Below are 12,881 nucleotides of genomic sequence, written 5' to 3' on the forward strand. Positions count from 1 at the left end.
ACAACAGTGAAGTTTGTGCATTTACAATGTCAAACCGTTTTTAGTTTATTAAAAAGTGCTTGTAAAATTGATGAGCTTGTAGTCAGGGCGAAAGAACTCGGTTTTTCATCGCTGGCTATTACGGATGAAAATGTTATGTATGGCGTTATTCCGTTTTATAAAGCATGTAAGAAACATGGTATACAGCCTGTTATTGGATTAACCGCTTCTATTTTTAGTGAAGAAGAAGAAAGGTCTTATCCGCTTGTATTACTTGCTGAGAATGAAATAGGCTACCAAAATTTATTAAAGATTTCTAGCAGTATTATGACAAAGTCCAAAGAAGGTATTCCTAAGAAGTGGCTTGCGCATTATGCGAAAGGATTAATTGCAATTTCACCAGGTAAAGATGGCGAAATTGAGCAATTATTACTAGAAGATAATGAGAGTCAGGCTGAAGAAGTAGCTCGCACGTATCAAAATATGTTTGGCCATTTTTATATGAGTTTGCAGCATCATGCGATTCAAGATGAGTTGCTTTTACAAGAGAAACTACCTGAATTTATTAGTAGGGTTAATATTCCAGTCGTTGCAACAAACGATGTGCGCTATATCAATCAAAGTGACGCGCTTGTTCACGAATGTTTACTATCTGTTGAAAGTGGAACGAAAATGACTGATCCAGATAGGCCGAGGCTGAAAACAGATCAGTATTATTTAAAGTCATCGGATGAAATGGAAGCACTATTTTCCCATGCGCCGGAAGCAATCCAAAATACAATGAAAATTGCAGAGCGTTGCCAAGTAGAAATACCGTTCCATGTAAATCAACTTCCGAAGTTTCCTGTTCCGTCTAATGAAACGAGTGATATATACTTGCGTCGTGTTTGTGAAGAAGGTTTGCGGAAACGATATGGTGAACCGAAAGAAGTGCATATAAAGCGTTTGGATCATGAATTAAATGTTATTTCTCGTATGGGATTTAGTGATTATTTCCTCATCGTATGGGATTTTATGAAGTATGCACATGAAAATCATATTCTAACAGGACCAGGTCGTGGATCGGCAGCTGGTTCACTCGTTTCATACGTATTAGAAATTACAGATATTGATCCAATTGAATACGATCTATTATTTGAAAGGTTTTTAAATCCTGAACGTGTGACGCTTCCCGATATTGATATTGATTTTCCAGACGTAAGACGTGATGAGATGATTCGCTATGTGAAAGATAAATACGGTCAGCTCCGTGTTGCGCAAATTGTAACGTTTGGTACGCTTGCAGCAAAAGCGGCAATTAGAGACATTGCCCGCGTAATGGGGCTTCCGCCGCGAGATATTGATATATTTTCAAAACTTATTCCATCAAAGCTTGGTATAACGTTAAAAGATGCATATGAAGAATCACAATCACTTCGTGAGTTTATACAAGGGAATCTTCTGCATGAGCGTGTATTTGAAATCGCAAAACGTGTAGAAGGTTTACCACGTCATACGTCTATTCATGCGGCTGGTGTTATTATGAGTCAAGAACCGCTAACAGGAAGTGTAGCAATTCAAGAAGGACATAACGATGTTTATGTTACGCAATATCCAGCCGATGCGCTAGAAGAACTTGGTTTGCTTAAGATGGACTTTTTAGGATTACGTAATTTAACGTTACTTGAAAATATTATAAAATTTATCGCGAACAAAACAGGGAAAGAAATCGATATAAGAAACTTACCTCTTCAAGATGAAAAGACGTTCCAATTATTAGGGAGAGGGGATACAACAGGTGTATTCCAGCTTGAGTCGGGTGGTATGCGAAATGTACTTCGCGGGTTAAAACCGAATGAGTTTGAAGATATCGTAGCTGTTAACTCGTTATACAGACCAGGACCGATGGAACAGATACCGACTTTTATTGAATCGAAACATGGAAAAAGAAAAATTGAATATTTACATCCGGATTTAAAGCCAATTTTAGAAAGAACATACGGCGTCATTGTATACCAAGAACAAATTATGCAAATTGCATCGAAGTTAGCTGGTTTTTCGCTCGGAGAAGCAGATTTACTGCGCCGTGCGGTGAGTAAAAAAAATCGTGATATTTTAGATCAGGAACGTAAGCATTTCGTCCAAGGATGTTTGCGAAATGGTTATGATGAGACATCCGCAGAGAAAATTTATGATTTAATTGTAAGATTTGCGAATTACGGTTTTAACCGAAGTCACGCTGTAGCTTACAGTATGATCGGATATCAGCTTGCCTATTTGAAAGCGAATTATACGCTGGAATTTATGACGGCATTATTATCAAGCGCAATTGGAAATGAAGATAAGATTGTACAGTATATACGAGAAACGAAGCGGAAAGGTTTTCACGTTTTGCCACCGTCTCTTCAGAGGAGTGGCTACAACTTCCAAATAGAAGGGAATGCGATACGTTACAGTTTACTTTCGATCCGAAATATTGGAATGGCTACAGTGACGGCATTATTAGAAGAACGAGAGAAAAAAATGTTCGAAGATTTATTTGAATTTTGTCTTCGTATGCCGTCAAAGTTCGTAACGGAGCGTAATTTAGAAGCTTTCGTCTGGTCGGGATGTTTTGACGATTTTGGTGTTTCGAGAACGAATTTATGGAAAAGTATTAAAGGGGCGTTAGAGTACGCGAATCTCGCACGTGATTTAGGAGATGCTGTTCCAAAATCAAAATATGTACAAGGAGAAGAGTTATCTTTTATTGAACAACTAAATAAAGAGAAGGAAGCGCTTGGCTTTTATTTATCAAGTTATCCGACAGCGCAATATGTGAAGTTAGCAAAAGAATTAGAAATTCCATCTCTCGCTCAGGCGATGCGACACAAGAAAAAAGTACAAAGAGCTATTGTGTATATAACAAGTGTGAGAGTGATTCGTACGAAAAAGTTTCAAAAGATGGCATTTATTACATTCTGTGATCAAAATGATGAAATGGAAGCGGTCCTCTTCCCGGAAACGTATATACATTTCTCGGATAAGTTGCAAGAAGGAGCAATTGTTTTAGTTGACGGTACGATTGAGCTAAGAAATCATAAGCTGCAATGGATTGTAAATGGACTATATCTGCTAGAGGAAATGGATGTTTATGAAGAAAAGAAAGACGCATCTGTTTACGTGAAATTGCCGTCTCAGTATGAGAAAAAGCTTTTAAATCAGGTTACGAAAATATTGTTCGACTATTCAGGTTTTGCGAAAGTACTAATTTATTATGAAAAGGAACATAAAATGGTACAATTATCTCGGAGTTTATCGATTCATCCAAGTGAAGAATGTTTAGGAGCACTTCGTGAAATTGTCGGGGAAGAAAATGTAGTTGTGAAAATATAATGGACAATTTCCCTACACTTCGATTATTATAGTAGTAGTGTTCGTGGTCAGACCACTTGGAGAAATTGATATCAGCAAGAATAATTTGAGGAGAGTGGATAGTTTGTCAACACTTCGTGAAGAAGCACTTCACATGCATAAAGTGCATCAAGGAAAATTAGAAACTGTATCAAAAGTAAAAGTAGAAAATGCAAAAGATTTAAGTCTTGCATATTCTCCAGGGGTTGCAGAACCTTGTAAAGAAATTTATGACGATAAAAGTAAGGTATATGAATATACGATGAAGGGAAATATGGTAGCAGTTGTGACAGATGGAACAGCTGTACTTGGTCTTGGTAACATTGGACCTGAAGCATCTCTTCCAGTAATGGAAGGTAAAGCTGTATTATTCAAGAGCTTTGCTGGTGTAGATGCATTCCCAATTGCCTTAAATACAAACGATGTAGATAAAATTGTTGAAACTGTAAAATTAATGGAGCCAACTTTTGGCGGCGTTAACTTAGAAGATATCGCAGCACCAAACTGCTTCATTATTGAAGAGCGTTTGAAAAAAGAAACAAATATTCCTATCTTCCATGATGATCAACACGGAACAGCTATTGTAACAGTAGCAGGTCTTGTAAATGCACTGAAATTAGTTGGAAAGAAAATGTCTGACATTAAAGTTGTCGCAAATGGCGCAGGTGCAGCAGGTATTGCAATTATTAAACTTTTATATCGCTATGGTGTACGCGACATTATTATGTGTGACCGTAAAGGCGCAATCTATGATGGTCGTCCTACAGGTATGAATCCGGTGAAGGATGAAGTTGCAAAATATACAAATAAGAATCGTATAGAAGGTTCTTTAGCTGATGTTGTACAAGGTGCGGACGTATTCATTGGTGTATCTGCAGAAGGTGCATTAACAGAAGAGATGGTTCGTACAATGAATGACGATGCGATTATTTTTGCAATGGCGAATCCAGTTCCAGAAATTATGCCAGAATTGGCAAAAGCAGCGGGCGCAGCTGTTGTTGGAACAGGTCGTTCTGACTTCCCGAACCAAGTAAATAATGTACTGGCGTTCCCTGGTATTTTCCGCGGTGCACTTGACGTACATGCGACACAAATTAACGAAGAAATGAAGATGGCAGCTGTACAGGCTATTGCTGAGCTTGTAGCAGAAGATGAGTTAAATGCAGACTATATCATTCCGGCACCATTTGACGCGCGTGTAGCGCCTCAAGTAGCGGCTTACGTTGCAAAAGCAGCAATGGAGACAGGAGTAGCTCGCCGTCAAGTAGATCCAAATGAGATCGCTGAAAAAACAAAACAATTAGCGCTGATTGGTAAAGAATAAGCGAGGAATTTCCATTGACATCATCAAATACAAAAGTATATCTCGAAATTGTAAAAAAAATCCGTTCCATTATGGAAGAGGATGGTTTGGTGGCGGGGGATCGTTTGCCGTCTGAGCGTGAGTTAAGTTCACGCTTAAACGTAGGACGTTCCTCTGTAAGAGAAGCATTGCGTGCTTTAGAACTGGTAGGATTGATTGAAACGAGACGTGGTGAAGGGACGTTTATTCGAAACTTTTATGATAACGGTCTTGTACAATTAATTGCCCCGTTCTTATTGCAAGATGAGAAAACAATTCGTGATTTATTACAAACGAAACGATTACTTGAGAAAGATATGATTCGAATTGTATGTAATTTACCGAAAGAAACGTTTTCTAAAGTACTAAGTAGATTACACCAAGTACTTGAAGGAAATGAAAGCTCAGTCCCAACGCTTCATCAAACGTTCTTTAAAACACTTATTGAACAAGTCGATAATTATTTACTATATCGCATTTGGATGATCGTAAATGATTACGTAGCAACTCTTTCTTGTAAAGTTTCAAGAGATTCTATCGATATGTATAGAAAGCTTTATGCTACTTTGGAAGAAAAACAAGAAAATGATGCACTAAAAATTTACGATGAATTAGTAGAGAATATACAGTTTCACTCGTAATGTATAAAATTTGTCGAAATGACCATGACACGTTATGACAAACATTCTACCGCTTAGCGGTTAAAGTTAAACGTAAAGAGTGAGGTTATTAGACAGATTGAGAAGATAAGGCTAACATCAAACTTTGGTGTTAGCCCCATTTTCTTCTTACGCTAACCTTAGCTCTCAACGAAGGGGGTCAAATTGTGCTAAGAGATTTATTCGTGAAAAAGAAAAAGTACGCTGCAATACCTTCAGAACAAGTACGAAAAGATGTACCAGATGGCGTTATGACAAAATGTCCGGAATGTAAAAAAATCATGTATACGAAAGAACTTCTAAAAAATTTAAAAGTATGTGTGAATTGTGGATATCATCATCCTATGAATGCATGGGAACGTCTTGATAGTATATTGGACGAAGGGTCATTCCGTGAGTATGACAAAGAAATGGTTTCATTAAATCCACTCGAGTTTCCAGGTTATGAAGAGAAACTAGAGAGCGATCGTAAGAAGACTGAATTGAACGAAGCGGTTGTAACTGGTGAAGGAACAATTGATGACATGCTTGTTGTTGTTGCAGTAATGGATTCTCGTTTTCGAATGGGGAGCATGGGCTCTGTAGTAGGAGAAAAAATCGCCCGTGCGGTTGAAAAGGCGTACGACTTACAAGTTCCATTTATTATCTTTACTGCTTCGGGTGGTGCCCGTATGCAAGAAGGTATATTAAGTTTAATGCAAATGGCAAAAACAAGCGTAGCTTTGAAAAAGCATAGTAATGCAGGAGGATTATTTATTTCTGTTATGACTCACCCAACGACGGGCGGGGTTTCAGCGAGTTTCGCTTCACTTGGTGATTATAATCTTGCAGAACCAGGTGCACTTATCGGATTTGCTGGTAGACGTGTAATTGAACAAACGGTGCGTGAGAAACTACCAGAAGATTTCCAAACGGCAGAATTCTTACTAGATCATGGTCAATTAGATGCGGTGGTGCATCGTGATGATATGAGAGAATCACTTCGCAAGATTTTAGAAGTTCATCAAGGAGGGGAAATGGCTGTATGGCAGAGCTAGAATTTGAAAAACCAGTTGTTGAGCTAAGAAATAAGATTCGTGAACTGAAAGACTATACGAAAAACAGCCAGATGGACTTCAGTGAGGAGATTCGTATTTTGGAAGAAAAGCTAGAAAATTTAGAGGAAGATATATACGGCAATCTGAAAGTATGGGACCGTGTTCAAATTGCTCGTCATGCAGAACGACCGACAACGCTCGATTATATTGAGCACTTATTTACTGATTTTTTCGAATGTCATGGAGATCGTCTATTTGGCGATGATGCAGCGATTGTCGGCGGCATTGCCAAATATAAAGGGATGCCTGTAACTGTAATTGGGCATCAGCGCGGAAAAGATACGAAAGAAAATATTCGCCGTAACTTTGGAATGCCTCATCCAGAAGGATATCGAAAAGCACTACGTCTCATGAAACAAGCGGAAAAGTTTAATCGTCCTATTATTTGTTTCATCGATACGAAGGGAGCTTATCCTGGTAAAGCAGCTGAAGAACGTGGTCAAAGTGAAGCTATCGCCCGCAATTTATTTGAAATGGCAGGTTTAACGGTACCTGTTATTTGTATCGTTATCGGCGAAGGTGGTAGTGGTGGTGCGCTAGGCCTTGGAGTTGGAGATTACATTCATATGCTAGAAAATTCCACTTATTCTGTTATTACACCAGAGGGTGCAGCGGCAATTCTTTGGAAAGATGCAGGAAAAGCAAAGGAAGCTGCAGAGGCAATGAAAATTACAGCAGCAGATTTGAAAGAATTAGGTGTAATTGACGAAATTATTCCAGAAGCAAGAGGCGGAGCTCACCGTAATATTTTGAAACAGTCAGAAAATATAGACTTAATGATTCGAAAAACTTTTGAACAATTAAACGGAATTTCGAAAGATGAATTAATCGAAAAACGTTATGAAAAATATATGAAAATTGGGCAAGTTTCGTTTTCAAACGCTTCCATTTGGATAAAATAAGAAAAGCGTGCGTTCCACTTCGCGAATGCACGTTTTTATTATGAAAAGACACATCTTCTCCATTGTATTTTTATATTTTTTCGTGTTATTTTATTATAAGGCAAATAATCTTTATGAGGTGAGTACAAATGAAACGTATTGGTGTATTAACAAGTGGTGGAGATTCACCTGGTATGAATGCTGCCATTCGTGCAGTTGTTCGTAAAGCGATTTTCCATGATATTGAAGTATATGGTATTTACCATGGATACGCTGGATTAATTTCTGGTCACATTGAAAAATTAGAACTTGGTTCTGTTGGCGATATTATCCACCGCGGTGGTACAAAATTATATACAGCAAGATGTCCTGAGTTTAAAGATCCAGAAGTACGACTAAAAGGTATCGAGCAATTAAAGAAACACGGTATCGAAGGACTTGTTGTTATTGGTGGAGATGGTTCTTACCAAGGCGCTAAAAAATTAACTGAACAAGGATTCCCATGTGTTGGTGTACCAGGTACAATCGACAATGATATCCCTGGAACAGACTTCACAATTGGTTTCGATACAGCTTTAAACACTGTTATTGATGCAATTGATAAAATTCGTGACACAGCTACATCTCATGAACGTACATATGTTATCGAAGTAATGGGACGTCACGCTGGTGATATCGCATTATGGGCTGGTTTAGCTGATGGTGCGGAAACAATCTTAATTCCAGAAGAAGAGTATGACATGGATGATGTTATCGCTCGTCTGAAGCGTGGTAGTGAACGTGGTAAAAAACACAGTATTATCGTTGTAGCTGAAGGTGTTGGAAGTGCAATTGACATCGGTAAGCACATTGAAGAAGCAACAAACTTTGATACTCGTGTAACTGTATTAGGTCACGTACAACGTGGTGGATCACCAAGTGCACAAGACCGTGTATTAGCAAGTCGTCTTGGCGCAAGAGCAGTTGAATTATTAATTGCTGGTAAAGGCGGACGTTGTGTAGGTATTCAAGATAACAAACTTGTTGATCATGATATTATCGAAGCGTTAGCTCAAAAGCATACAATCGATAAAGACATGTATCAATTATCTAAAGAATTATCCATCTAATCGGCGTAATGTCAGATATTTGGGAACGGTTTCATAATTTTCGGAGGTGCAATATGCGTAAAACTAAAATTGTATGTACTATAGGTCCTGCTAGTGAAAGTATTGAAAAATTAGAGCAATTAATCGAAGCAGGTATGAACGTTGCTCGTTTAAACTTCTCTCATGGTAGCCATGAAGAACACGGAGCTCGTATTAAAAACATTCGTGAAGCTTCAAAGAAAACTGGTAAAACAGTTGGTATCTTACTTGATACAAAAGGTCCAGAAATCCGTACTCACGACTTCATAGACGGACAAGCTGAGCTTGTAACAGGTGCAGAAGTAGTTCTTTCTACTGAGCAAGTATTAGGTACTGCAGAGAAGTTCTCTGTATCTTATGCTGGTCTTTATGACGATGTAGACCCAGGTTCTCGTATTCTAATCGATGACGGTCTTATCGAACTAGAAGTAATCGAAAAAGCTGATGGAAACATCCGTACAAAAGTTCTTAACAGCGGAACTGTAAAAAATAAAAAAGGTGTTAACGTACCAAACGTAAGCATTAAGCTTCCTGGTATCACTGAAAAAGACGTAAAAGATATCATCTTCGGTATCGAGCAAAAAGTTGATTTCATTGCAGCTTCATTCGTGCGTAAAGCGTCTGACGTATTAGAAATCCGTGAATTATTAGAAGAGCATAACGCTCAATACATCCAAATCGTACCAAAAATCGAAAACCAAGAAGGTATCGACAACATCGATTCAATCTTAGAAGTTTCTGACGGTTTAATGGTAGCTCGTGGTGACATGGGTGTAGAAATTCCACCAGAAGAAGTACCGTTAGTACAAAAACGTCTAATTAAAAAATGTAACGTGTTAGGTAAACCAGTTATTACTGCAACACAAATGTTAGATTCTATGCAACGTAACCCACGTCCAACTCGTGCGGAAGCAAGTGACGTAGCTAACGCAATCTTCGATGGTACAGATGCAATCATGCTTTCAGGTGAAACAGCTGCTGGACAATACCCAGTAGAAGCAGTAACAATGATGGCTAACATTGCGGTACGTGTTGAAAAATCATTACAATATGAAGATATGTTCAAAAAACGTATTAAAGAGTTCACTCCAACAATTACAGATGCAATTAGCCAATCTGTTGCACATACAGCACTTGCTCTTGATGTAGCTGCAATCGTAGCTCCAACAGAAAGTGGATATACTGCGAAAATGATCTCTAAATACCGTCCAAAATCTCCAATCGTAGCTGTAACATCTGACGAGCAAGTAGGACGTCGTCTTGCACTTGTTTGGGGTGTACAAGCATTTATGGCTGAGAAGCGCGCAGCTTCAACTGACGAAATGTTAGATACAGCAATTCAAACAGGTATGGATGCAGGTCTAATCGGACTTGGAGATACTTTAGTGATTACTGCTGGTGTTCCAGTTGCTGAAACTGGTACAACAAACTTAATGAAAATCCACGTTGTTGGTGAAGAAATTGCTAAAGGACAAGGAATCGGTCGTAAAGCTGCAAAAGGTAAAGTAGTTGTAGCAAAAACAGCTGCTGAAGCTGTAGCGAACGTAAACGAAGGTGATATCCTTGTTACAACAAGCACTGATAAAGATATGATTCCTGCAATCGAAAAAGCTGCAGCTTTAGTTGTAGAAGAAGGTGGCTTAACAAGCCATGCAGCTGTTGTAGGTGTATCAATCGGTATTCCTGTTATCGTTGGTGTAAACGGCGTAACAGCAACTTTAAAAAATGGCCAAGAAGTAACAGTTGATGCAGCACGCGGAATTGTTTATAATGGACATGCGGAAGTGCTATAAGTAATACGGAGAGAAGGATCGGAGTCCTTCTCTTTTTTTTTTACACAAAAACGAGATAAAATTAGCTTAAAGCGCCTAGAATTGCTTTTAAAAGCTGTTTGTTATGGGTTTTAATATGAAAGGGTATCTATATTTCATATGATGTATATAGGCATTGTGAGGGCGTTAAAAGTGAGATGTGAGAGAGGTGTAGAACTATGAAGTGGTTACTATTCTTGTTTATTTTAATACCGGCGATTGAGATTACGGTCTTAATTGGATCAAGTCATGTAATAGGTTTATGGTCTACGTTCGCTATGATTGTATTTACAGGTGTTGTAGGTGTGTATTTGGCGAAAAGACAAGGGTTTAAAGTGCTTGGAGAGATTCAATCTAAGTTGAATAGAGGGGAAATGCCAGGTGAGGCGGTACTAGATGGTATTTTTGTATTTGTAGGAGGTATTCTCTTAGTGCTTCCTGGGTATGTGACAGATATGCTAGGGTTTATCTGCGTGATCCCTATTACGAGAGCTTTATTGAAGCCGCTTGTTATGAAGTGGATGGAATGGAAATTTAGAAAGAATTTTACTATTATTATTCAGAAATAGCACTTAGATTGTAGAAATCTAAGTGCTATTTTTTTGTCTTGTAAAAGGAGAGGAACTTGCTGATTGAAGCTTTGTTTTACCGCGCTATTTGTGGGGTGGAATTTCTATCTCAAAGCTGGGCTGCTCGTAAGTGTCTGATGTGGGGCGAATGATGAGTGGGGATGAACAAAACGTTCGCTTATTATATTTGCTATATAATTTTCGTTTGAACTCTTGTGTGTACTTCGATTAAACTTGTGATTTTTTAGTGCTATTAATTTAGATGAATAAGATGGAGGGAAACACTGCTAAATTAAAGTTTTGTTTTCTTATATAGAGGAACGATTGGTGTAAAAAATTCATATAAAAAGGCGGAGATTGTTAGTTGAAGTCTTATTTTATGCTATTTTGTATATTTATTCATTTACATAAAAAGTAATAAATGTAAATGATAATTATAAAATAAATAGAATAAATATGTAAAAACACCACGGAATATGCGTTTTTCATGCAAAAAAACAAGAGAATTATCTTTTTTGAGTGCAATTCTCTTGTTTTATGTAATAAGTATGAAAAATAAGTACAAGGAATAATCAGTGGGAATTTCCCACTGATTACATGTAAGTTTTTTGTTGTGTATGAATTAGAAACTATTATTTTGAAGGTGAACCTTTAATATATTTCCACAAGTCATGGAAGACATTAGCTTTGTGTAATGTATTAAGTAGTACTAAGGTGACTGGGCCGATGATTAATCCTAAAAAGCCAAAAAGTTTAAAGCCGACAAATAGAGCGACGAGTGTTGCTAATGGATCGAGACCGATGTTAGATGAAAGTACTTTCGGCTCCATAATTTGTCTTTGGACAATCACGACGATGTATAAAATGAGAAGACCAATGGCGAATGCGGTATCGCCAGTGAAAAATACGTATATAACCCATGGAACAAAGACTGCGCCTGTTCCTAAATATGGTAGTAAATCTACAACCCCTGTAATAATCGCGATAGTAATGGCGTATGGTACGCGTAATATTAAAAGCCCGATTAGTACAATGACAGTTGTCATAGATACGAGTGTAAGTTGTGCTTTCACAAAACCAAACAAAGCTTTTCTTAAGTCGACAAAAATAGTTTTTCCATAGCCATGTACACGATTCGGTAGCAATTTTCTTGCTTTCTGAGCAAGACGGTGCCAATCGTAACTAATGAAGAAAGTGGCTAATAAAATGAATACAAGGACAGTTAAAGTTGTTGGCAGTGCACTAATGAAATTCGTTAACCCGCTTATAATGGCGGTTAAAAGTTCTTTCATTTGTGTTGTCGCTTCTGTTCCTAAGTTTTGAATGTTTTGTGTAATTGTATAGCGCTGTGGTTCTCCAAGATGATTAAATTTAGAGATTAAATCATCGTAGAGAGGCATAATATGATTAAGTGCAAATTGCTGAGCGAATGTAACGATATCTGGAAACTTTACTGTAACAAGTTGTAGTAAGTATGTTGTGGCAGATATTGCTTCAGTCACAAGATATGTAACAAGTCCAACGATAGCTCCAAATACGAGAATTAAGCTAACGAGTACTGCTAGTGCGCGAGGAAATTGTAGTTTTTGATTAAGGAAATTGACGACAGGATTAATCAAATAAGCAAATGCAAAAGCGATAATAAAAGGATAGATAAGCCCTGACATGTATAGTAATACATAGAACACAGCTACCGTTGCTACAATGACAAATATGAGTCGCAATATCATATATAGTAAGTTTCGGTTCAAAGATGTATACCTCCCATTCCAATTTGGATTATCCTAATTCGTTCAACTTATAACGAGTGTGCCCCACTGATTAAAGTTTCACTTTATGTTATAGTGGAATGATGGATTTTTCCTGCTTTTTCAGTATGTGAGTGACTGTGAAAGCTTGGTGTTGATGCTTCTACTATATGGTAAAAACTTCATTTTCTCTTCTTTTTATTTTACCTGTTTCTAATTAGAAAAGAAAGAAGAGACGTCTGTTTTTTAAAATGTATACACGCTTAAATTTTTATGGTGAAAGTCTCAATTTATCA

General features: G+C 37.7%; 9 protein-coding genes. 8 read left to right on the forward strand and 1 reads right to left on the reverse strand.

Annotated features, from left to right (window positions below):
• Window positions 1-6 precede the first annotated feature (6 nt).
• The 8 genes from dnaE (at window position 7) to MR136_RS00825 (ending at window position 10,837) form a co-directional block, all read left to right on the forward strand.
• Window positions 7-3,333, forward strand: coding sequence for a DNA polymerase III subunit alpha (dnaE, locus tag MR136_RS00790; protein ID WP_242259227.1), 3,327 nt, complete (start codon window positions 7-9; stop codon window positions 3,331-3,333).
• Window positions 3,334-3,466: 133 nt separating this feature from the next.
• Window positions 3,467-4,675 carry an NADP-dependent malic enzyme gene (gene ystJ, locus MR136_RS00795; RefSeq protein ID WP_161508111.1) on the forward strand — a complete coding sequence of 403 codons (1,209 nt, stop codon included), beginning with the start codon at window positions 3,467-3,469 and terminating at the stop codon, window positions 4,673-4,675.
• A gap of 14 nt (window positions 4,676-4,689) precedes the next feature.
• The gene (locus tag MR136_RS00800; RefSeq protein WP_000204448.1) at window positions 4,690-5,334 is read left to right on the forward strand and encodes a FadR/GntR family transcriptional regulator; all 645 of its coding nucleotides are present in this window, start codon (window positions 4,690-4,692) and stop codon (window positions 5,332-5,334) included.
• 185 nt (window positions 5,335-5,519) lie between these two features.
• Window positions 5,520-6,389 (forward strand): acetyl-CoA carboxylase, carboxyltransferase subunit beta, encoded by an 870-nt coding sequence (accD, locus tag MR136_RS00805; RefSeq protein ID WP_000942856.1) that lies wholly within the window; start codon window positions 5,520-5,522, stop codon window positions 6,387-6,389.
• Entirely contained in the window at window positions 6,377-7,351 is a 975-nt protein-coding gene (accA, locus tag MR136_RS00810; protein WP_000818804.1) for an acetyl-CoA carboxylase carboxyl transferase subunit alpha, read from the forward strand. Before accD ends, accA begins: the two co-directional genes overlap by 13 nt.
• A gap of 128 nt (window positions 7,352-7,479) precedes the next feature.
• Window positions 7,480-8,439, forward strand: coding sequence for a 6-phosphofructokinase (pfkA, locus tag MR136_RS00815; protein ID WP_000821157.1), 960 nt, complete (start codon window positions 7,480-7,482; stop codon window positions 8,437-8,439).
• Between the two features lie 53 nt (window positions 8,440-8,492).
• Window positions 8,493-10,250: a pyruvate kinase gene (gene pyk / locus MR136_RS00820; protein WP_242259228.1), complete on the forward strand. Its 1,758-nt coding sequence runs from the start codon at window positions 8,493-8,495 to the stop codon at window positions 10,248-10,250.
• Window positions 10,251-10,447: 197 nt separating this feature from the next.
• Window positions 10,448-10,837 (forward strand): FxsA family protein, encoded by a 390-nt coding sequence (locus MR136_RS00825; protein WP_242259229.1) that lies wholly within the window; start codon window positions 10,448-10,450, stop codon window positions 10,835-10,837.
• A 632-nt stretch (window positions 10,838-11,469) separates the two neighbouring features.
• Here the strand turns inward: MR136_RS00825 and ytvI are convergent.
• Window positions 11,470-12,588, reverse strand: a complete 1,119-nt coding sequence (gene ytvI / locus MR136_RS00830) for a sporulation integral membrane protein YtvI (protein WP_242259230.1) — start codon at window positions 12,586-12,588, stop codon at window positions 11,470-11,472.
• Between the last annotated feature and the right edge of the window lie 293 nt (window positions 12,589-12,881).

This window comes from Bacillus cereus group sp. BfR-BA-01311, from assembly GCF_022664295.1.
Classification (GTDB): Bacteria; Bacillota; Bacilli; order Bacillales; family Bacillaceae_G; genus Bacillus_A; species Bacillus_A cereus.

Excerpts from the sequence above, each read along its gene's own strand:
- pfkA (WP_000821157.1), top strand. The coding sequence starts at position 7,480 with ATGAAACGTATTGGTGTATTAACAAGTGGTGGAGATTCACCTGGTATG.
- ystJ (WP_161508111.1), top strand. The coding sequence starts at position 3,467 with ATGCATAAAGTGCATCAAGGAAAATTAGAAACTGTATCAAAAGTAAAA.
- pyk (WP_242259228.1), top strand. The coding sequence starts at position 8,493 with ATGCGTAAAACTAAAATTGTATGTACTATAGGTCCTGCTAGTGAAAGT.
- accA (WP_000818804.1), top strand. The coding sequence starts at position 6,377 with ATGGCAGAGCTAGAATTTGAAAAACCAGTTGTTGAGCTAAGAAATAAG.
- MR136_RS00825 (WP_242259229.1), top strand. The coding sequence starts at position 10,448 with ATGAAGTGGTTACTATTCTTGTTTATTTTAATACCGGCGATTGAGATT.